Annotated in this window: 26 protein-coding genes; all 26 read left to right on the top strand. The window is 34.1% G+C overall.

What is annotated here, in order from left to right; translation table 11 throughout:
• The first annotated feature begins 5 nt into the window (after window positions 1–5).
• Window positions 6–851, top strand: coding sequence for a hypothetical protein (locus QTL86_RS09320; protein WP_410497052.1), 846 nt, complete (start codon window positions 6–8; stop codon window positions 849–851).
• 14 nt (window positions 852–865) lie between these two features.
• Window positions 866–2,230 (top strand): VapE domain-containing protein, encoded by a 1,365-nt coding sequence (locus QTL86_RS09315; RefSeq protein ID WP_410497051.1) that lies wholly within the window; start codon window positions 866–868, stop codon window positions 2,228–2,230.
• A gap of 586 nt (window positions 2,231–2,816) precedes the next feature.
• A complete protein-coding gene (locus QTL86_RS09310; protein WP_410497050.1) occupies window positions 2,817–3,260 on the top strand; it encodes a hypothetical protein in 444 nt (147 codons plus the stop codon).
• Between the two features lie 208 nt (window positions 3,261–3,468).
• Window positions 3,469–3,807: an HNH endonuclease gene (locus QTL86_RS09305; RefSeq protein ID WP_410497049.1), complete on the top strand. Its 339-nt coding sequence runs from the start codon at window positions 3,469–3,471 to the stop codon at window positions 3,805–3,807.
• 22 nt (window positions 3,808–3,829) lie between these two features.
• Window positions 3,830–4,249 carry a pyridoxamine 5'-phosphate oxidase family protein gene (locus tag QTL86_RS09300; protein WP_410497047.1) on the top strand — a complete coding sequence of 140 codons (420 nt, stop codon included), beginning with the start codon at window positions 3,830–3,832 and terminating at the stop codon, window positions 4,247–4,249.
• 115 nt (window positions 4,250–4,364) lie between these two features.
• On the top strand, window positions 4,365–4,562 hold the full coding sequence (locus QTL86_RS09295) for a hypothetical protein (RefSeq protein ID WP_410497046.1): 198 nt from the start codon (window positions 4,365–4,367) through the stop codon (window positions 4,560–4,562).
• A 126-nt stretch (window positions 4,563–4,688) separates the two neighbouring features.
• Window positions 4,689–5,312: a hypothetical protein gene (locus QTL86_RS09290; protein WP_410497045.1), complete on the top strand. Its 624-nt coding sequence runs from the start codon at window positions 4,689–4,691 to the stop codon at window positions 5,310–5,312.
• Between the two features lie 163 nt (window positions 5,313–5,475).
• Window positions 5,476–5,880, top strand: a complete 405-nt coding sequence (locus tag QTL86_RS09285; RefSeq protein WP_410497044.1) for a hypothetical protein — start codon at window positions 5,476–5,478, stop codon at window positions 5,878–5,880.
• A gap of 147 nt (window positions 5,881–6,027) precedes the next feature.
• The gene (locus QTL86_RS09280; protein WP_410497043.1) at window positions 6,028–6,357 is read left to right on the top strand and encodes a hypothetical protein; all 330 of its coding nucleotides are present in this window, start codon (window positions 6,028–6,030) and stop codon (window positions 6,355–6,357) included.
• 55 nt (window positions 6,358–6,412) lie between these two features.
• Window positions 6,413–6,883, top strand: coding sequence for a phage terminase small subunit P27 family (locus QTL86_RS09275; protein WP_410497042.1), 471 nt, complete (start codon window positions 6,413–6,415; stop codon window positions 6,881–6,883).
• 182 nt (window positions 6,884–7,065) lie between these two features.
• A complete protein-coding gene (locus QTL86_RS09270) occupies window positions 7,066–8,562 on the top strand; it encodes a terminase large subunit (RefSeq protein ID WP_410497041.1) in 1,497 nt (498 codons plus the stop codon).
• Between the two features lie 11 nt (window positions 8,563–8,573).
• Window positions 8,574–9,842, top strand: coding sequence for a phage portal protein (locus QTL86_RS09265; protein WP_410497040.1), 1,269 nt, complete (start codon window positions 8,574–8,576; stop codon window positions 9,840–9,842).
• A gap of 40 nt (window positions 9,843–9,882) precedes the next feature.
• Window positions 9,883–10,467, top strand: coding sequence for an HK97 family phage prohead protease (locus QTL86_RS09260; protein ID WP_410497039.1), 585 nt, complete (start codon window positions 9,883–9,885; stop codon window positions 10,465–10,467).
• Between the two features lie 70 nt (window positions 10,468–10,537).
• Window positions 10,538–11,764 carry a phage major capsid protein gene (locus QTL86_RS09255; protein ID WP_410497038.1) on the top strand — a complete coding sequence of 409 codons (1,227 nt, stop codon included), beginning with the start codon at window positions 10,538–10,540 and terminating at the stop codon, window positions 11,762–11,764.
• A complete protein-coding gene (locus tag QTL86_RS09250) occupies window positions 11,764–12,057 on the top strand; it encodes a head-tail connector protein (RefSeq protein WP_410497037.1) in 294 nt (97 codons plus the stop codon). The genes QTL86_RS09255 and QTL86_RS09250 overlap by 1 nt, the downstream gene beginning before the upstream one ends.
• 148 nt (window positions 12,058–12,205) lie before the next feature.
• Window positions 12,206–12,739: an RNA polymerase sigma factor gene (locus tag QTL86_RS09245; RefSeq protein ID WP_410497036.1), complete on the top strand. Its 534-nt coding sequence runs from the start codon at window positions 12,206–12,208 to the stop codon at window positions 12,737–12,739.
• Window positions 12,711–13,562, top strand: a complete 852-nt coding sequence (locus QTL86_RS09240) for a hypothetical protein (RefSeq protein ID WP_410497035.1) — start codon at window positions 12,711–12,713, stop codon at window positions 13,560–13,562. Before QTL86_RS09245 ends, QTL86_RS09240 begins: the two co-directional genes overlap by 29 nt.
• A gap of 19 nt (window positions 13,563–13,581) precedes the next feature.
• The gene (locus QTL86_RS09235) at window positions 13,582–13,917 is read left to right on the top strand and encodes a phage head closure protein (protein WP_410497305.1); all 336 of its coding nucleotides are present in this window, start codon (window positions 13,582–13,584) and stop codon (window positions 13,915–13,917) included.
• The gene (locus tag QTL86_RS09230) at window positions 13,908–14,321 is read left to right on the top strand and encodes an HK97 gp10 family phage protein (RefSeq protein WP_410497034.1); all 414 of its coding nucleotides are present in this window, start codon (window positions 13,908–13,910) and stop codon (window positions 14,319–14,321) included. The genes QTL86_RS09235 and QTL86_RS09230 overlap by 10 nt, the downstream gene beginning before the upstream one ends.
• The gene (locus QTL86_RS09225) at window positions 14,321–14,746 is read left to right on the top strand and encodes a DUF6838 family protein (RefSeq protein ID WP_410497033.1); all 426 of its coding nucleotides are present in this window, start codon (window positions 14,321–14,323) and stop codon (window positions 14,744–14,746) included. Before QTL86_RS09230 ends, QTL86_RS09225 begins: the two co-directional genes overlap by 1 nt.
• A 14-nt stretch (window positions 14,747–14,760) precedes the next feature.
• Entirely contained in the window at window positions 14,761–15,831 is a 1,071-nt protein-coding gene (locus tag QTL86_RS09220; RefSeq protein WP_410497032.1) for a phage tail sheath subtilisin-like domain-containing protein, read from the top strand.
• An 85-nt stretch (window positions 15,832–15,916) separates the two neighbouring features.
• Window positions 15,917–16,435, top strand: coding sequence for a hypothetical protein (locus tag QTL86_RS09215; RefSeq protein ID WP_410497031.1), 519 nt, complete (start codon window positions 15,917–15,919; stop codon window positions 16,433–16,435).
• 108 nt (window positions 16,436–16,543) lie between these two features.
• Window positions 16,544–16,972 carry a phage tail tube protein gene (locus QTL86_RS09210; protein ID WP_410497030.1) on the top strand — a complete coding sequence of 143 codons (429 nt, stop codon included), beginning with the start codon at window positions 16,544–16,546 and terminating at the stop codon, window positions 16,970–16,972.
• 10 nt (window positions 16,973–16,982) lie between these two features.
• A complete protein-coding gene (locus QTL86_RS09205; protein ID WP_410497028.1) occupies window positions 16,983–17,399 on the top strand; it encodes a phage tail assembly chaperone in 417 nt (138 codons plus the stop codon).
• Between the two features lie 50 nt (window positions 17,400–17,449).
• Window positions 17,450–17,575, top strand: a complete 126-nt coding sequence (locus QTL86_RS09200) for a hypothetical protein (RefSeq protein WP_410497027.1) — start codon at window positions 17,450–17,452, stop codon at window positions 17,573–17,575.
• Entirely contained in the window at window positions 17,572–19,761 is a 2,190-nt protein-coding gene (locus QTL86_RS09195; RefSeq protein WP_410497304.1) for a phage tail tape measure protein, read from the top strand. The genes QTL86_RS09200 and QTL86_RS09195 overlap by 4 nt, the downstream gene beginning before the upstream one ends.
• The last annotated feature ends 4 nt before the right edge of the window (window positions 19,762–19,765 follow it).

The raw sequence follows: 19,765 nt of genomic DNA, 5'->3' as shown, positions 1-19,765 counted from the left end.
CAGGGATGAACTACAACAATATACCAATAGAACTAAGGGAACTAAACAGGTGGGTGCTTTATAGGCTCACCTGGGATAGTAGTAGGGGCAAGTATGATAAAAAACCATTTAACGCTAGGACAGGAGGTTTTGCTCAAAGCAATAATCCTAATACTTGGTGTGATTATGAAATGGCTTTAGGTGTAGTTGACCTATATGATGGGTTAGGCTTTATGCTAGGTGATGGCATCTTTGGAGTGGATATTGATGGAGTCAGCTTAGATGATCCAGTTGTGAGAGAAGTATTAACTACTTTAAATAGTTATGCTGAGGTGTCTCCTAGTAGGAAAGGCATCCATGTAATTTGTATAGGAAGTAAACCTCAAGGAGCTTGCAGAAAGGGAAACTTTGAGTGTTATGACAAAGGCAGGTTCTTTACAGTAACAGGAAAAGTAATTGAACCTTATAGAACACTTAGAGATTGCACAGAGACCATAAAGCCTTTACACGCTAAGTACTTGGCTAGGCAAGAAAAGACCTTTTTAACCACACCTACCCATATAGGGGGAGGCAGGTCCTTGAATGATGAGGAGCTTGTTGAGAAGGCGAGTAGAAACGAGAAGTTTAGTCAGCTCTATCACTATGGCAGTGGCTCTGGGGATGCTTCAAAGGATGATATGGCTCTTATTAATATGCTTATATTTTGGACTGGAGGCAATGTTGGTCAGATAGATAGACTTTATAGGAGCAGTAGTTTGATGAGACCTAAATGGGATAGAAGGCAATGTGGAGCGACTTATGGCATGGCGACTATTAACAAATGCTTGAGGACATATAGAGGAAGTTACTATAGCAGCAATTATTATAGCTAGAGAGGGAAGGTAGAATGCAAGAAGTAGATTTTAGTGATGTGCAGACTTATGAATTTTTAAAGATTAGCAATGATGAAGAAAGAGCTCAGCGTTATGAGCAGGCAAGACAAGTAGCCATTTATCAAAAGCAAGAAGATACTTTTAATAGGATGATAGCTTCATTTTTAGTTTATGAGTGTAGTAGCAAGGGAAAGCCCTATAAGATATGGGAAAATCTAAATAAGCTATACATCAATAAAAATATTATACTCAAGTATAACGAATTAAAGAGACAAATAGAAAGTAATACTAAATGGTATGTGTATGATGACTTTATTACACAGATTAATAGCATGTGTATGAGGACAGGCTTATATTTAACTAGAGATCATATATGGGGATTTACAGCATATATAGCTAATCAAAAAGCTTATAATCCAGTAAAGCAGTACCTGAAAAAAGCACACAAGAAATTTAAGGCTACTAAAGGTGCAGATGAATTAACAAAGCTACTTCAAACAATCACTTATGCAGAGCATTATTCTATTGAGGACAAATTATTTAATGAAAAGATGCTTATTAAATGGCTAATAAGTGGCGTAAAAATGGGCATGAATGATGGGAAATTTAATGCCGAGTTTACCATTGTATTTAAAGGAAAGCAGGGAATAGGTAAAACAAGATGGTTTAGGGCGTTAATGCCACAGGAGTTTTTAGTTGACTTTTTTAAGGATGGTGTGCAGCTAGATTTATCAAGTAAAGATAGCGTAATTCAAGCCACATCTTATTGGCTTTGTGAGTTAGGTGAGCTTGGTGGCACTATGAGAAAGTCAGATAGAGATGCCCTTAAAGCATGGCTTACTTCTACTCATGATGAATTTAGAATGCCATATAGCAGAAAAGCTGAGAAGTTTCCACGTAGAACATTTTTTGCATCTACTGTTAATGATGATGAATTTTTAAGAGATGATACAGGGAATAGAAGATTTATTGTGATTGATGTAGAAGCACTTAATCATACCCATAACATTGATGTTGACCTCTTATGGGGGCAGATAGTGGCAATGTATCTACAGGGGGAGGAGACTCATCTTAATGAGGAAGAAATTAAGCTGAATAATGATAGGAATAAACTTTATTTTGTTAAGTCAGATGAACAGCTCATTATTGAAGAGATTTTGCCTCTCAATCAACCAAAGGAGAAGTGGGGGTATATTACAAGTACAGCGCTATGTAATTATCTAGAAGAAAAGCATGGGAAAAAGCTAAGTCCACAGAGAGTTGGCAGAGCATTAACTTCAATGGGATTTGAGCAACAAAACACAAAAGTTAGAAATAGCAAGACTAAAAGTAGGTATTATAAAATGCCATTTATTAAGGGATATAGCATACCGTTTTAGTGGGACAGATGGCACAGTAGAGGGACAGTGAAAATGGGGTGTAGTGTGGCATGCTCTATTGGTTGATGGCCAATGGGTTGGAGGTATATGGAACAGTAGGAACACTACTATTATATAAAAGGATATATATTATATATAGGGTATAGGGAGTGTAATAGTAACGTACACTTTGTTGACGTAATCTAGTGTTCTACTGTCCCTTTATTGATAGTCAATGGATTGAAGGTATTTGTCTAATGTGCCAATTAATGTCCCAATGGCTAAACTAGTGACCCAACGGATTGGAAAATAGATAAATGGGTAGGTGTGGATAATAAAATAAATAACTAAACTAATGAATGAACTAAGATTTGAAGGACTTATCGAGAGAATTACCCAAAGAATGAGAACGTAATTAAATTTACTCTTTTAAATAGGAATAATAAACGTATGACTGGCACTGAGTTTAGTAGTCCGGCCACACGCCATATATGCGAAGAGGTGGAGCAACATAGCCATATGGATTCTGCCCAAGTAGCAATAGTGTAGGTGAAGTGTATATTTTTGAAACAGTTGAATATAAAAAGACATCACGGAGGGACAGCGAATGAAAGATAATAATTATAGTATGGTAGAAGGTATTTTATATAATTATCCAAAGCTGAAAGTTGAGATAGACAACCTAAAGCTAGACTTAGAAGAAGCAAATGAAATCATGGGCATAAAAGGAGCTAGTGGGAATGAGAAGGCTGGCAGTAGCACAAATGCCTTTTGTAGTGTGGTAGAAAATGAGGTACTTGAAAGAGAGAAGAACTTAGAGAGAAAAAGAAGCGTTATCGAAAGGAGCATTTTAAAGAAAGAACGTCAGCTTAAGAAAATAGAGAATGTGTTAGGTACACTCACAGAATATGAAATGAAATTAATCGAAATGCGATATTTTAAAAGGTACTCAATAGGTAGGATATGTGAAATACTTGAAGTAACTGAAGATGGCTTTAATAAGAGGAAGAAAAGAATAATTGTAGAAAGACTTATTCCACTATTCTCATAAATGTATTGTAAAAGTATTGTTTTTGTCAGTTAAAAAGTATAGATAATAGATGTTAATATCATATAGTAAAAGCTAATATGATGTAAATATAAATCATTAACACTCCCAAGATGAACCCTCAGCCAAGATGAAATGGTTGGGGGTATTTTAATGGAAAATATAGAATTATTAGAAAATATTTGTTATAATATTTAGAATAAGGATACATATGAAAAAGATATGCAGTAAATGTGGTAAGACAATCGAATATAGCAAAACGTGTACTTGTAGAAATGGCATTAAATTTAACAGAAATATATCACCTGAGAAACGTGAATTTTACTCATCATATGCTTGGCAGAAGTTGAGGAACAGAAAAGTGAAAGAACATCCTTATTGTGAGAGGTGTTGGAAGAAGTATAAAATACTCACCACAGAACATCTCCAAGGACATCATATAAAGTCATTTAAGGATTATCCAGAGCTAAGGTTAGATGAGGATAATGTGGCTGTACTTTGTAGAGTGTGTAACTTGCAGATAGGTGATAAAAGTATAAGAGATTGGTGAAATTTTAGTTTTGGAGGTTATAATGGAACTCAAAAGGATTGAAGCATTTATTGATAAGCAGAACGTTAGTTTTATATGTTCAGTTGATGATAATGATTTTCCAAATGTGAAAGCAATGTTAAGACCTCGAAAGAGAAATGGAATGAAAGAATTTTTCTTTTCAACTAATACATCCTCTACAAGAGTAAAGCAGTACATTCAAAATCCTAATGCAAGTATTTATTTTTATCATAAGGGTTTGATTAAATATACTGGTGTAATGCTGAAAGGAAAGATGGAAGTATTAACTGATCAGGATAGTAAAAATATGATTTGGAAAAAAGGTGACACCCTGTTTTACAAAAAAGGAGTTACAGACCCAGATTATTGTATTTTAAAATTTACTGCAGAAAGTGGAAGATTTTATTGTGATTTAAAGACGGAAGAGTTTTATATAGACTAATATGATTTGTTTGCAACTAGTTAATAATATAGCAGTGCTTTGTAGGGTGTGTAATTTGCAGATTGGTGATAAAAGTATAAAAGACTGGTAAAGCTGAATTTATAGGAGTTAGCTTATGGAAAAAGAAATTGTAATTTGTGATGAATGTGGTAGTGAATACTTTAAGGATACATCAACAATGACTTTCATTTGTCCTGAATGTTCGCATATTTTGTATGGGTATCATAATTGCAATCATATTTTTAAGAATGAAAGATGCATAAATTGTTTTTGGGATGGTAGTAGAAGTGAATATATTAAATCACTTTTATAAATTTCAGTTTATCTAGTAGCTTACCAACTTGAATAATACCATGGTGCTTTGTAGAGTTTGTAACTTGCAGATAGGTGATAGTAGTGAGGTGGATTGGTGATGTAAATTTTGTAGAGTAGGTGGATAATGAATATAGAAGAGATGCTCAAGTATATTAGCGTTAGACCAGGAATGTTTATAGGCAAGATGGATATGGTTTGTTTGAGAAGTTTTATTGAAGGATTTATGTTGAATAAGCGTATTGAGGGAATGGATTATTTAGATAAGACTTTCTTAGAAAAATTCACTCCTTGGGTTGCGAGAAGAGCATACTTTACTACAAGTATTGATTTGGTTAATTTAGATTATGTTTATTATATTACAAGTGAAGTAAATGATCCTATAGAAGGCATAAAATTGTTTTTTACTCTTTCCAATGAGTTTTTTGCTCAGATCCATAGTGGTGAAATTGAAATTTCTACAAAAGATTTTTCTTTTAAAGGTATAGTAATTACTGCAAAAGTTGTAGATCATATAGCTATGATAGATGAGAATATGACTAAGGAAGAGGAAGACATAATTGCAGAACAGATTATGGAATATATAAAGATAAACTGTAATAAAAGAAAAATTAAAGTTAATGAAGAGCAACTAGAGTTCATACTTATGGACATTGAGGGGGCACTGAAACATTCATTATGTAAAATACCAAATGAAGTAGAAACGTATGTAAATAGATGCTTTGATAGAACTGAGAACTTTGAATATTAGCATTTTATCTATTATATATATGTCATAAGTATCCCCCCTACTATTTAAACTAAAATACAAACTTATACTCTACGCCACGTGCCCTCAACAGGAGACACAAAATGCCTAAAATGAAATTTTTATATGTGATAGAATAAATCTGAAATTAAAGAGGAAGATGATAATGATCCAAAAGAATAAATTAGATGACATTTTACTAAAATATCATGTTCAACCAGTTGGAAGGGGATATATCGAGTGTATTTGTCCAATGGAAAAGGCAATTTTATTTATTAACGCAATAAGCGAGATTAATATTGAAATTACAGATTTATCTTGGTGGTGTTTTGTATCTGAAGGACATAAACCGTGTGGTATGGGGGGACCAGCAAATCGTTATGGAGATGGATGGTTTAGTGAAATAGAGATGGGAAATACCATAGGATTTTCGTCTAATGAGGAGATTAAAGATTTTTTGATCAATGAATGGCAGAGGTCTAAAGAATATAGATCTTGTTTCGTCCCTGCGTTTTGCTTAAAAGTTCCTAATGATTGGAATAGTTTATCATTGTATGATAGAACGCTATAAAAATATTATCAAATTTCATTTTATTATATTATTAATGGATGAGTAATTTAAGAAAATAGATGACAATCATGGCTCACCCAATAAGAGATATAAAATGTGTAAAATGAAAGCTTTATAAAAAGCAAAGGAAAGTAGGAGGAGCCTTTTATGAAAGTAAGCATATATGTAAGGGGTGCTGTACGGCAGTTTTCTTTTTGGTTTGTACATGGAACGCTAGGTTACCCTCTTTTAGAAGGAATAGATTATACAGGTGAAATTATGAAGGAAGAAAGTAGCTTTGCAGAGCAGGCATTCGCAATTTTTATGAATAATCTTGAGTTAGATGATGATGGGTGTGTTATCAATTATAAGTACTGCGAGAATAGAGCAGCACAATATATAAGAAGCTATTTTGACAGTAGCTATAAAGCTACACCTCCTTTTGAAATTTGGGAAGGAGAACTACATCCTGTAAGTAAAAAATCTTATCAAATATAATTTGCTATTAATCGTTTAATAAATAGCTACATAATATTATAAAGAAGGTGATATCATGGCTCGTCCAACAAAGAGCATAACAACAAGAACAGGACATATGAGTAAAAATGAAATAGATGTACGGTTAGAATATGAAGCAAAACTAAGGGGTGAGTCTGATAGAATCAGGCCACCTTCTTTTTTATCTAAAGAGCAGAAGAGACTATTTAAAGGCATAGTTGATTACCTTATGCCATCAGGCATTCTTGGTAATATTGATGTTCATGTGCTGACACACACTGCAATTACAATAGACCGAATTAATGAATGTGAAAGGCAACTTAATGAGAATGGCTTATTAGATGACGAAGGAAAGCCAAGTGCCTATCTAAAGATGAAATCTAATTACATGAAAGAGTTCTTTAGACTCTGCAACGAGCTAAGCCTCAGCCCTCAGTCAAGAGCTAAACTCGCCAATATTAATATTGGTGTGGAAAAAGAGAAACAAGATCCATTACTTAGAATCATTCAGGGAGGTGGTGGATAATAGATTATAACAGCTTCAAAGAATCAAGAGCCTATCAGTATGCAGTAGATGTACTAGATGGCAGGTTCCCAACAAATAAATATATCAAAGCCATATGCAAGAAGTTCCTTTATGAAATAGACCATCAAGAGGAGCTTCTTTATTATTTTGATTATGATGTGGCAGATAAAATCGTCAATATCATGAAGTTAATTAACTTTGCTACTGGTGCTGTATCAGGTCAATCTTTATATGAGGCTTGTGTAGGTTATCAGTATTTTTTTATACTCAATATATTCTGTTGGAAACGGAAAGATAAGCCTGAAAAGCGAAGATATGAAGTTTGTTTATTATGGTTGGCACGTAAGAATAGCAAGTCGTGCGGAAGCGGAATTGTAATGATCATCCTTATGCTCTTAGAACCTAAGTATTCTGAGTTCTACCTTTGTGCGAATACAAGAGATCAAGCTAAAATTGTATATGGAGAAACAAGAAAACTTCTTGAAAGTAGTCCCATTATTAGAGATAAGTTTGATATAAAAAGAGATGTCATTACCTGCAAATTGAATCAGAATACATTAAAGGCTCTTTCTAGTGATGCAAATACCTTAGATGGTAGACGTGTTTCAGCAGCATGTATTGATGAGGTTGGTGCTGCAAAAGATGGTTATCTTATCGAATCTATGACCTCAGGTATGCTATCAGTACAAAATAGGCTTTTAATATTAATTTCTACCAGTTACCCCAATACGCAGAATCCGTTCCTAGAGTGGACTGACTACAGCAAGAAGGTTATTGATGGTGTGGTTGATGATGAGAAGCTCTTTGCTATGCTGTACAGCTTGGATGAGAAAGATGAAATGGTAGTAGAGAACTTCATGAAAGCTAATCCTTTACAAAGTACATTGGAAGATGGCAGAGAATACCTAGAAAGTGAATATAGAAAGGCGCTTGAAATGGGAGGAGCTAAGTTAACCTCCTTCAAGTGTAAGCATTTAAATATATGGTTAGATGGTGATGTTGGAGAAATTTATATTCCAACAGATGCCCTAAGAAAGTGTAGACTACAAGAGCCATTTGATTGGTGTGGTAGAAATGTCTATTTAGGCATTGACCTTGCTATGACAACAGATAACTGTTCGGTAGCAATGGTTACAGAAGAAAATGGTAGGGTTTATACTAATGTGTGGGCCTTTATACCAGCTGATAGGATAGATGAGAAGACTAGAATAGAAAAGGTTGATTACAGGGGCATGATAAGAAATGGTAATTGCTTTAGTTGTGGTGAAAATGTTGTGGACTATGGGTTTATAGAAAGCTTTATTTTGAGTTTAGAGGATAAGTATGGAGTCAGGATAGTTGGAATAGGGTTTGACCGTTATAACTGCCTTAGTACTGCACAGAAGCTAGAGAATAATGGCTATGAAACTACTGAGATTAAACAGCATTCAAGTGTGCTTCATAGTCCTACAAAACTACTTGAAGAATTAGTATTAACCGAGCAGTTTGGGTATGAAAATAATAGGTTATTAGAAATTAACTTTGCTAATGCAAGGTGTTTATATGATACAAATTTAAATCGCTATGTAAATAAGAAGAAATCAACTGGCAAGATAGATATGGTAGCAGCACTTATTAATGCGCTGTATCTACAAGAACAAGAAATGCTACAAGAAGACTTTGTAGTACAAGTATTTTAATTGGAGGCGATATGGGATTAAGAGACTTATTTATAAAGCAGGCAGTAGATTTAACGCCTGAGCAGCTAGATTTATTGCTTGAATCAGAAGAAAAACCACCATTAGCAGTAACAAGGCAGAAAGCCCTTAGTTTGCCTTCTGTGTATGCCAATGTAGAGCTGATAGCAAATACCATAGGTAACTTAGAAATAAAGCTATACAAAGAATATGAGGGTAGTGTGGAGGAAGTAAAAGAAGATTATAGAACGCTTCTTTTAAATGATGAACCAAATGCCTTTATGACAGGTGATGAACTTAAGAAAGCTATGGTAAGAGACTATTTATTAGAGGGTAATTGTTATGTTTATATTGAGGGACAGGGATTGAGCAAAGACAATCAAAAGCTTCACTATATACCTACTGACAAAATTAGTCTTTTACTTTCACCAGGAGCCATTCTAAAAGAAGTCACTTTACTAATAGAAGGACAATCCTATGATATAAGTCAGTTTATAATTTGTACCAAAAACACCCTAAATGGAGTAGAAGGTAGAGGAATTGTAGCCGAGTGCAACGATATCCTAAAACAAGCCTTAGATAATATGGAATATACTTCACGAACAATGGGTAATGGTGGTGTTAAAAGAGGTGTCCTTCAAAGTACAAGAAGGTTAACAGCAGAAGCTATTGCAGAATTAAAGAAAGCATGGAAGAGGCTTTATGAAAAAAATAATGATTGTATCGTTTTAAATGAAGGAATTACTTATCACGAATTACAACAGACAGGAGCAGAAATGCAAATGATAGAATCTAAGTCAGCTATTGATGCAGATATCTGTAAGTTATTTAATGTCCCTATCAATATGTTTGATTCAAGTATACCTGCTGAGGTATGGGATGCCTTTGTAAAGCTCGCTATAACACCTATCTTAGATAAGTTTGAGAAGGTTTTAAATAAATGCTTATTAGAAACAGAGGAGAAAGGTAAATACTACTTTGCTTTTGATACCAAACAGCTCAACAAAGGGGATATTGAGAAACGCTTTAAAGCCTATGAGATTGCCCTTAAGAATGGATTTATGACGCCTTCTGAGGTAAGGTTTGAGGAAGATTTAAATGAAATAACCACTTTAAACTTCGTTAAGCTGAATCTTGGTGATGTTTTGATGGATATTGCATCAGGAAGCATCTATACGCCAAATACAAACACCACTGTTAATCAAAATTACACCAATGTGGTGCAAAATGGTGCAAAGAATGATACTAAAAACATCAATATGAGTCAGGATGATATCAAATAGCTATCAAAAAGCACCAAAATGATGAAAGGAGGTGAAATAAGTGCAAATTGAGGTGAGAAATGATGGTTCACTTGAAATTAGTGGGTATGTGAATGCAGTGGATCGCTATTCTAAAGAGCTTTATTCTGAGAAAGGAAAGTTTATTGAGAAAGTGAAACCTGAGACATTTAATAGGGCATTGGCTAGAGCTGACAATATAGATATGCTACTTAATCATGATGTAAGGCATAAGTTAGCTAGTACAATGAACCAAACTCTAAAACTTAGAGAAGATAATATAGGCCTTTATGCAAAAGCTGTTATTTATGATAAAGATGTTATTGAAGAGGCTCAGCAAGGCAATCTGAAAGGATGGTCTTTTGGCTTTAGAGCTTTAAGTGATACTTGGGAAGAGAAACAGCCAGTAGCAAAACGTACTTTAGAGGATATTGACCTAATGGAAGTATCATTATTAACTATTGAGCCAGCCTATATTGCTACATCAGTGCAAGTGAGAGCAGAAGGCATTGAGCAGAGAAGTAGACCTGATGGTGTGGTAGAAGATGATGAACCCGCCTTTAATGAGGCCTATGTGAAGGAGAAGCAGTGGCTAGATGTAAGGGTGTGGTTAATGAAAAACAAATAATTAGGGCTCTATACATTAATTGCGAGAGTCCTTTTATTATGCCTAAATTTAAGACTAGAAGGAGACATGAATGAAATTATTACTAGAAAAGAGAAGTAAAATCATTACACAGATTGAAGAAATCATGGAAAAGGCTGAAAAGGAATGCAGAGCTTTTTCAAGTGAAGAACTAACAAAAGTAAATGAGTATAAAGAACAAATTACTCAGATTGATGAAACCATTAAAACTAAGGAAGAAGCAAGGGATCTAATGACTACTATTAAAAAGTCAGCTTCATCCACACAAACTAATAATGAAACAAATTCTATTTCGGAAGAAATTAGGGCACTTAAGTCGGATCAAGAACTAGAAATTGGTACAAAGGAATTAAGAGATGCTACACATACTTTTTCAGATGCAGCTATTGGTTCAGGTAATGCCCCAACTCAAAATATTGCTAAGACAACCTTTGCAGATTACATCTTAGATAAGCTTGCCTATGTATCGCCATTATATGGTGCAGTAAGGCATGAACGCTTTGGAAATAGTAAACATCAAATTCCAGTACAAGCAAATAAACTAGGTAAATTTGTGCCTATGCAAGAGCTTGCAGAATATAGTAAGCAAGTAGCAAATTTTAAAGCCATTAAATTAGAAGCTCATAAGTTTGGAACCCTTATTTCTTTTTCACAGGAGGCTCTTGATGATACTGGTTATAATTTAGAAAGTGAATTGTTACGACAGTTAGCAGAGGCCTATAGCATGACACTTGATGAGTTAATTGTAAAAGGAAATGCTGAATATGATGTGCAAGGTTTAGGAAGTTTTTCATCAGCAGATGGCTGTAAGGAAGTAACTGTGTCTGCACAACTTACACCTGAAACATTAACTGACCTTTACTTTGCACTTCCTATTAGATATCGAAGTACAGCTACTTGGGTTATTTCAGACCAAACAGCTAAGGCTCTAACAGATATGAAGTTTGTAGATGGCAGACCAGTACTTGTAAACTCTTATAATGGCTCACCAGTAGGTATGCAAACCACTATTTTAGGTAGACCAGTTATTATTAATGAGCATATTGAAAATTTAGATGGTACAGGAACAGCCATTTACTTTGGAGACCTTAAACGATCACTTATTGTAGGAGAAAGAAAAGCATTATCCCTTCAAAAATCTACTGAATATGGATTTATTAATGATGAAATTGCTATTAAGGCAAATATGAGACTTGATATTAAAAAGGCTTTAGGTGAAGCAATGGTTCTTGGAACAGTAGGAAGCATGGCTAAGGCATCTAGGAGCAAGGCAGCATAATGAAACTATCAGAGATTGATGTGCCTTTTGTAAAGGAATATCTAAGGCAAGATGGTGATGAAGATGATAAGCTCATTGGAGCCACTTTAGAAGGTGCTAAAGATTATATTGTGAAGTATACAGGGCAAAGTTTGGAGCAACTTGAAGAAAGTGAAGATTTAACTATTGCAGTGTTGGTATTATGTGCTGAGTTTTATGATAATAGGACTATAAGCGTGAATGATAGGCTTAATTTACGGGTTAATATAATGTTGGAATCTTTGATTGGCAGATATAGTGTAAATTTTTTATAATTACGACTCACAGTATATAAATAGAAAATACAATAAATGGGTTTTTGTTGATAAATATAGAATTATTGATTAATATATTATTTAATATATAGATATTTCTTGAAAAATGGGAGTATTTTAGAAAGTGAGTTGTCTAATTAATTAGGGGGTGATTAAAATAGCAGAGGATAATTTACATCAAAAGGTAGAAGAGTTGATTGAAATGTATGGGGATGAATTATTACGATTATGCTATTTGTATCTTAAAGATATTAATTTGGCACAAGATGCTTTACAAGATACTTATTTAAAGGTATTTAGAAATTTAGAAAAATTTAAAGGAGAATCATCTGAAAAAACTTGGATAATAAAGATTACGATTAATGTATGTAAAAATTATGTAAAAAATTATTGGATTCGAAATGTAATCAAATTAGATAATATGCCAGAGGTATCATATGTAGAGCAATTTTCTAAAATAATTAATGACGAATTGTTATCTGCAATTATGAGGTTGCCAACAAAATTAAAAGAAGTTATTTTACTTTATTATTATCAAGAATATAAAATCAAAGAAATTGCAGATATATTAAGTATTAGTGAGACAGCAGTAAATAAAAGGCTTGCAAGAGCGAAAGTAAAACTAAAAGAATATTTAGAAGTAGGTGGTTGGGATGGAGAATATAAAATCTTACATCAATGAAGTAATGAAAGATATTCTTGTTGAAGATAAATTAAAAGAGCAGATTCTTATAAACAGTACTAATTATTGCAAACAAAACTCTTTAGTTAGTGCCGCGAGTTTTATAAAGAAATTTAGTGTTGTAGCATGCATTTTTATTGTACTGGGGCTGAGCAGTTATTATGTTTATGCATCATCATTTGGATTGAATATAGTGCGATTTACAAAGGATGGATTTGTAGTAGGTAAGGAGCAGTCATATGACCTAAAGGCTAGTCAAAGTATAGAAGATGTAGATAATGTAGGCTTAGTTCCAACGGTAACTGAAGTGAGTACAGATTTAGGAGAACATGGAGAAGTATATAGAGATTTAGAGAAGATGTATATAGAGACAGATATACCTATAATGTTACCAGTAGACCTAACTGAACAATATTCATTATCTCAAGACGGATTTAGGTATTGTTATGATATAATGGGAAATCTAGTGAAGAGACAATGGGAAGCTACCTTCGTTCAGGGTGACAAGAAAATACATTTTTATCTTGATTATGCAAATTGGGAAGGTGAACCTGATAGTAGGGAAGGCGCTGAAGTTTCGTGGTATGATTCTAGTGATAAAATAGATTCAAGCGGCAGTAGTATAAATAAAACAAAAGTAAAAGTCTTAAAAAAATATATCAATCAAAATAATATTACTTTTCCAATAGCTAGTATTACTTTTAAAGATGAGAAATTTAAAATTGCAGCTATGTCAATAGGAAATTATGTGTACTATTTACAATTTTATAATCTTACTAATAACGAAATATATAGGATATTAGATTCAATCAATTTATTATAACTAGAAAGAAAGTGATAAAATACATTTCGACAGTGGAAAACTAAACAGAAGAATTACATTTATATCCTATTCAGAAGTAGATAATGAAATAGGACAACTTATTCAACAGCCTGTACCAATAAAGATGGTATGGGCTTTTATTGAGCCATTAAGAGGACATCAACAAACGGAAGCTCAAAGATTAAGTAGTGAAACCACCTATAAAATATTAACCCGCTATCATAAAGGCATCAATCAAGAAATGCTCATCAATTATGAAGGCAAAAAGCTCTACATTCATCAAGTCTTAGATGTTGAAGAAAGACATTTTGCACTAGAAATTACAGCAACATGGAAAGGTGAAATGTGGGATTAGAAATACAAGGGTTAGATACCATGCAAAAGAAACTTAATTATATCTCTACACGCTATCCCTATGAGTCAGAAATACTTTTAACTAAAATGGGTAACAAGTTTAGGAACTCAGTTAAGAAGAAAACACCTGATAGTGGTGTGACAAGCAAGCGAAAACTTATGAAATCTTATAGAGTAAGTAGAGTGAAAGGGGCAGGGAAAGACCTTTATGTAGAATTTAGGTCTACCTCGCCTCATTTTCATTTAGTGGAACGTGGACATAAAGTAGTTGATAAGAATGGCAGAGATACAGGAAAGCGAGTGCAAGGTAAATTTATGGTAGAACAAACAGCTCTTGAATATCAAAAATCCTTTCCTAAAGAAGTAGAAAAAATGGTTGATAACCTATTAAGAGGATTAAAGTAATGGTGTTATATCAAGATATTGCAAAAGCAGTAACAATGGTCATAAAGGAAGCATTTCCTAATATACCTATATATGGTGATGAAGTAAGAGAAGGTTATAAAACACCTTCTTTTTTTGTTGGCATCATGCCAGTAAATAGTATTAACCACACCAAAAGTATTAAAGAGGAGCAGCTACTTATCACAGTTAGCTATTTCTCTAATACTACTGAAAGCCTCAAAAACTATAAGGTAATGCAAGAACTTAAGGTAGCGTTTGGACAGGTGCTTAGTGTGGATAATAGGAGATTTATAATCCAAGAAACGAATACTGAAAAAGTAGGAGAGGATGGAGATAATTATCAATTTATATTTGATATTAATTATTATGAGTTGGCTTCTAGTGAGCCAGACGGTGAATTAGTGAAAGAGATTATTTACAATTAGAAAGAGGTGAAATGATGGGATTACCCTCAGTCATTATTAATTTTAAAGAGACAGCCTCCTCAGTGATTAAAAGGGGAGAGCGAGGCATTGTGGCCTTAGTGCTACGTGATGGTGTGGATAATATAGAAAGCCATGTAGTATTAGTGCCTTCGGATATACCAACGAATTTAAAGGAATTTAATAAGGAGCAAGTACAGCTTGCCTTAATGGGTTATCAAACACCACCTAGAAAGGTGATTGTAGTTGTAATGCCTGAAGAAGAGGCAAATTACAATGAAGCTATGAATCACTTAGAGACATTAAGATGGGACTATTTAGCTATTCCTGAAATAGAAGGGCAAGAGGTAACAACTATTGCAACATGGATTAGGACGTTAATTGAAACCTTAGATAAAAAGGTAAAAGTAGTATTGCCGCATTGTAAAGGAGATCATGAAAGTATTATTAATTTTACTAGTGATGGTATTGTAACGGAAAATAGAACCTACACCACAGCAGAATATTGTTCACGTATTGCAGGGCTTTTAGCAGGTACACCTATGACTATATCAGCTACCTTTGCCCCATTAAATGAAGTGGTAGACTTTGAAAAGAAAACAAAAGTTGAAATGGATGAGGCTATTAATAAGGGTGAACTAATTTTATATCATGATGGAGATAAAGTTAAAGTAGCAAGAGCGGTTAATAGTCTAGTAACTACAACTCAAGATAAGGGTGAAAGCTTTAAAAAAGTTAAGATTGTAGATGCAATGCACATGATTCATGATGATATTAAAAAAACAGCAGAAGATAGCTATTTAGGTAAGTATGCTAATAGTTATGATAATAAGTGCTTACTTATTACAGCTATTCAAGCCTATTTAGACCAATTGGTGCTTGATGGTATCTTAGATAATAAATTTGATAATAGGGTTTATATTGATGTTGAAGGTCAGACAGCCTATTTAAAATCAATCGGTATAGGTATAGAGAGTTTTAATGAGCAGGAATTAAAGGAGTATAACACAAAGGATAAGGTGTTTTTAGGAGCTAGTATTAAGATATTAGATGCTATTGAGGATATTACTCTAAGCGTTGCCATTTAGGTAATACACTTTATATCTAGGGTTGTACTATAAAGAAACAAATGTTATAATTTTCTTAATATAAAGAAAATAGGAGATGGGTGAAGTGAAAAGAAGATATATACTATTTCTATTAACATTAATTGTACCTGTAATGGTATTTGCAAATTCAACAGTTAATTTGAAACAAGAGTCTAAACAACCTAGTTCAATAGACACACCTAAGAAAGTAAAAGTAATATTTAATAGTTTGGATGAGTTTAAAGCTCAAGGTGATATATTAAAGGGTGATGTGCTATTTAAACTGGTGCCTGATTCAGAAATAGATCTAAATGGTGAATATACATTTATATATGCTGAAAGAATAGGAAGTACGAATAAAATTATTACTACCTATGAGCAAAAAGTGGAAAAGTCATATGTTGAGAAATATTCTAGTGAAGTAAGAGTAATTTATGATAACTGGAATGAATGCAAAAAGCAAGGAGATATAGTAAAAGGAAAAGTACTTCATACATTAAACTTTGCAGAAAGAATAGACCTAGAAGCTAATTATTATTTTACTGAGGCTCATAGAATTAAAGGAACAGATAGGGTTGTTACTACTTACAAATTAAAACAATAATATCTCATGAGTAATTAAGAATGAATTATAAATATAGTAAATACTAATATATGCAGATTATGAGGGCTCTTCGGAGTCCTTTTTTCATACCTAATTTAAGGAGGCAAAATGGATAAATTTTCGGCACACCAAGTCATTAATGGTACTTGGGGAGAAATATGGATTGATGGAACTTACATGGCAGAGGTTACAGCCTTTGAAGCCAAGGTGACATTAGATAAAACAGATGTCAATATGACACGAAGACTGGCGAAAGCACAAAAGATAATAGGATATTCTTGTACAGGGCAATTAACGCTCAACAAGGTATCCTCTTTTTTTATCAAAAAATTAAGTGAGGATATGAAAGCAGGTAGACAAACTGTTTGCACGATTATTTCGAAGCTAGATGATCCTGATTCAAATGGAGCAGAACGCGTAGTTATTAAAGATGCAGTTTTTGATGAGCTTACTCTTGCAAACTGGTCAGCTAAGACATTAGGAGAAGAACAAGTAAGTTTTACATTTAGTGATTGGGATTTATTAGACACAATTTAAGGAGGACAACATGAGTTTAATTGATAAGTTATTACAGATGGATAAAGCAAAATTAATGGAGATGCCTACAAGAGAGGTTGAAATGCCAAGACTTTCAGAAGTTTTAGGAGAATCTTTTAAGGTAACTTGTAAGGCGATTGATGGAGAACGTTATGCAGATATTCAGCGTTCAGCTATTGACCTTAACAAGAAAGGAGCCTTGCGGAATATTAACCTCTACGAGATGCAGGTACTTACCCTTATTGAGGGTGTGGTTGAACCTAGCATGAAGGATGAAAGATTACTTGGTTACTTTGGTGTAGTAACTCCAAAAGAGTTAGTTAAGAAGTTATTTTTAGCAGGAGAAATTGCAGAGTTATCAAATGTCATTACTGAACTTTCAGGATATGAGAAATCAGAAGATGAGGAAGAAATAAAAAAGCAATAGACACCGACTATGATATGCAGGTTATGTATTTACTCTTTAAATATAAAAATATGAAACCCTCAGAGGTTTACTGGTTGCCACTAGGTGAGAGAAAAATACTAAGTTGTTTTATTAAACGTGAGATAGAAGAACGCAATGAAGAGATGAAACAGCTTTATGGAGGTGGTAGCTTATAGCAAAAATTATAGATGCTATCTTAAGATTAACTGATAACTTTACACCAACACTCACTAATGCACAAAGTGGACTCCTTCAATACTCAAGACAAGCTCAAAGGGTAGGAAAAGACCTTCAAAAAGTAGGGGATAACATTGCCAGTATAGGAAGCTCATTAACTTTAGGGATAACTACACCAATACTTGGGTTAGGTGCTGCAAGTTTAAAAACTACTATGGATTTTGATAGCTCAATGTCTAAGGTTCAAGCCCTGTCAGGAGCTACAGCAGAAGATTTAGTAGCGCTTAAAAGGAAAGCAACTGAAATGGGTGCTTCTACAGCTTGGAGTGCTACTCAGGTAAGTGAAGCCATGCAATATATGGCACTTGCAGGATGGGATGCTAATCAAATGCTAGATGGTACTGCAGGGATTTTATCGGCAGCTAGTGCGACTGGTGAAGATTTAGCAGCTGTATGTGACATTATTACAGATGGTCTTTCAGCCTTTGGTATGGAGGCAGGCGAGTCCTCTATGTTTGCTGATGTTTTAGCGGCTACAGCAACAGGAGCCAATACCACTATTGAAATGATGGGAGAAGCCTTTACCTATGCAGGTTCAGTAGCAGGAGCCTTTAATTATTCTATAGAGGACACAGCCCTTGCAATTGGTCTTATGGCCAACTCAGGGGTTAAAGCATCTAATGCAGGTACAGCCCTTCGTCGAATGATGACTGATCTTAATGGAACGATTGAAGTGAGTGGTAAAAATTTAGGTACTTATCTAATAGAAACAGCTAATGCAGATGGAACAATGAAGCCTTTTAGAGAAACACTTAGAAATTTGCGTAAGGCCTTTAAAGGACTAACTGATGCAGAAAAAGCAACGAATGCAGAGTTACTTGTTGGTAAAACAGGGATGGCAGGTTTTCTTGCCATTATGAATGCCTCAGATGAAGCTTTTGATAAACTAGCAAACTCTATAGATAATTCAACTGGCTCAGCAGAGGAAATGTCGGAGGTAATGCTTGATAATTTATCAGGACAAGTTACCCTTATCAAAAGTGGTATTGAATCACTAGCACTGGCTATAGGTGAACGACTGATGCCTTTTGCAAGAAGATTAGCAGAGATTATTCAAGGGGTAGTGGATAAATTTAATAATATGAGTGATGAGCAAAAAGACCAACTTCTTAAATGGGCAGGTATTATAGCTATTATTCCACCAGTCATTTTAATCTTTGGAAAGCTTATAAAAGGCATAGGAAAAGTAGCAACAGGTTTTGGTAAGTTTGGAAGGTCTGTTAAAGACTCAAGTTCGATTATGAAAGTCATTATGAGCCCTGCCAATAAAATTGTTTTAATTGTTATGGCTATTGCTTTAGTAGCTTTCTTAGTTATCAAGTATTGGGAGCCAATTAAGGCATTCTTTAAAGGTGTGTTTGATAAGATTAAAGAGGTACTTCAAAACTGTGGTGTAGACTTTGAAAAACTAAAAGAGGCCTGGGAAAAGACAAAAGAAGCAATGGGACTTGCTATACAAGCACTGTGGGATTTCTTTGTTGACTTATGGGAAAAGCTTAAGCCTTGGGTAGATATGCTCATTGAAGTCTTTAAAGTATTTTGTGAAGGAGTCATAGGCTACTTTGAAGGGATTATGACTGGCGTTGGCGATATCATAAATGGTGTGGTAGATATTTTTATTGGACTTATTGATTTTATAACTGGTGTTTTTACTGGCGATTGGGAAAAGGCATGGGAAGGTGTTGTAAGTATATTTACTGGTATCTTTGAAGGAATTACTGGTGTTTGTAAAAGCGTCATGAATGGGATTATAGGTTTTATTAATGGTACGATTAGAGGATTAAATAAACTCAATATCAAGATGCCTGATTGGTTAGGTGGTCATGAGTTTGGTTTCAATATTCCTGAGATTCCTATGCTTTATAAAGGAACGGATAACTGGAAAGGTGGCACAGCTATGATTCATGATAGAGGTGCTGAAATTGTAGACCTTCCTAGAGGAACGAGAGTATACCCACATGATGAAAGTATTAAAAAGGCTTTTAATGATGGGGCAAGAAGTAGTAGTGGATTTAATATAGCTAAACTGGCAGATACCATTGTGGTAAGAGAAGATGCAGACATAGATCGTATTGCAAATGCTTTATATAGTAAATTTAAGAAACACGCATTAAATATGGCATAGGAGG

Origin of the sequence: Cellulosilyticum sp. ST5, assembly GCF_046529625.1 — a bacterium.
Lineage (GTDB): Bacteria > Bacillota > Clostridia > Lachnospirales > Cellulosilyticaceae > Cellulosilyticum > Cellulosilyticum lentocellum.
Note: the sequence above shows the minus strand (reverse complement) of the source record. Positions and strands in the feature narration are given on the sequence as shown.

Excerpts from the sequence above, each read along its gene's own strand:
- QTL86_RS09255 (WP_410497038.1), top strand. The coding sequence starts at position 10,538 with ATGAAATTATTACTAGAAAAGAGAAGTAAAATCATTACACAGATTGAA.
- QTL86_RS09290 (WP_410497045.1), top strand. The coding sequence starts at position 4,689 with ATGAATATAGAAGAGATGCTCAAGTATATTAGCGTTAGACCAGGAATG.
- QTL86_RS09265 (WP_410497040.1), top strand. The coding sequence starts at position 8,574 with ATGGGATTAAGAGACTTATTTATAAAGCAGGCAGTAGATTTAACGCCT.
- QTL86_RS09220 (WP_410497032.1), top strand. The coding sequence starts at position 14,761 with ATGGGATTACCCTCAGTCATTATTAATTTTAAAGAGACAGCCTCCTCA.
- QTL86_RS09315 (WP_410497051.1), top strand. The coding sequence starts at position 866 with ATGCAAGAAGTAGATTTTAGTGATGTGCAGACTTATGAATTTTTAAAG.
- QTL86_RS09295 (WP_410497046.1), top strand. The coding sequence starts at position 4,365 with ATGGAAAAAGAAATTGTAATTTGTGATGAATGTGGTAGTGAATACTTT.
- QTL86_RS09275 (WP_410497042.1), top strand. The coding sequence starts at position 6,413 with ATGGCTCGTCCAACAAAGAGCATAACAACAAGAACAGGACATATGAGT.
- QTL86_RS09205 (WP_410497028.1), top strand. The coding sequence starts at position 16,983 with ATGAGTTTAATTGATAAGTTATTACAGATGGATAAAGCAAAATTAATG.
- QTL86_RS09270 (WP_410497041.1), top strand. The coding sequence starts at position 7,066 with ATGAAGTTAATTAACTTTGCTACTGGTGCTGTATCAGGTCAATCTTTA.
- QTL86_RS09305 (WP_410497049.1), top strand. The coding sequence starts at position 3,469 with ATGAAAAAGATATGCAGTAAATGTGGTAAGACAATCGAATATAGCAAA.
- QTL86_RS09200 (WP_410497027.1), top strand. The coding sequence starts at position 17,450 with ATGAAACCCTCAGAGGTTTACTGGTTGCCACTAGGTGAGAGAAAAATA.
- QTL86_RS09280 (WP_410497043.1), top strand. The coding sequence starts at position 6,028 with ATGAAAGTAAGCATATATGTAAGGGGTGCTGTACGGCAGTTTTCTTTT.
- QTL86_RS09240 (WP_410497035.1), top strand. The coding sequence starts at position 12,711 with ATGGAGAATATAAAATCTTACATCAATGAAGTAATGAAAGATATTCTT.
- QTL86_RS09225 (WP_410497033.1), top strand. The coding sequence starts at position 14,321 with ATGGTGTTATATCAAGATATTGCAAAAGCAGTAACAATGGTCATAAAG.
- QTL86_RS09250 (WP_410497037.1), top strand. The coding sequence starts at position 11,764 with ATGAAACTATCAGAGATTGATGTGCCTTTTGTAAAGGAATATCTAAGG.
- QTL86_RS09320 (WP_410497052.1), top strand. The coding sequence starts at position 6 with ATGAACTACAACAATATACCAATAGAACTAAGGGAACTAAACAGGTGG.
- QTL86_RS09300 (WP_410497047.1), top strand. The coding sequence starts at position 3,830 with ATGGAACTCAAAAGGATTGAAGCATTTATTGATAAGCAGAACGTTAGT.
- QTL86_RS09210 (WP_410497030.1), top strand. The coding sequence starts at position 16,544 with ATGGATAAATTTTCGGCACACCAAGTCATTAATGGTACTTGGGGAGAA.
- QTL86_RS09285 (WP_410497044.1), top strand. The coding sequence starts at position 5,476 with ATGATCCAAAAGAATAAATTAGATGACATTTTACTAAAATATCATGTT.
- QTL86_RS09310 (WP_410497050.1), top strand. The coding sequence starts at position 2,817 with ATGAAAGATAATAATTATAGTATGGTAGAAGGTATTTTATATAATTAT.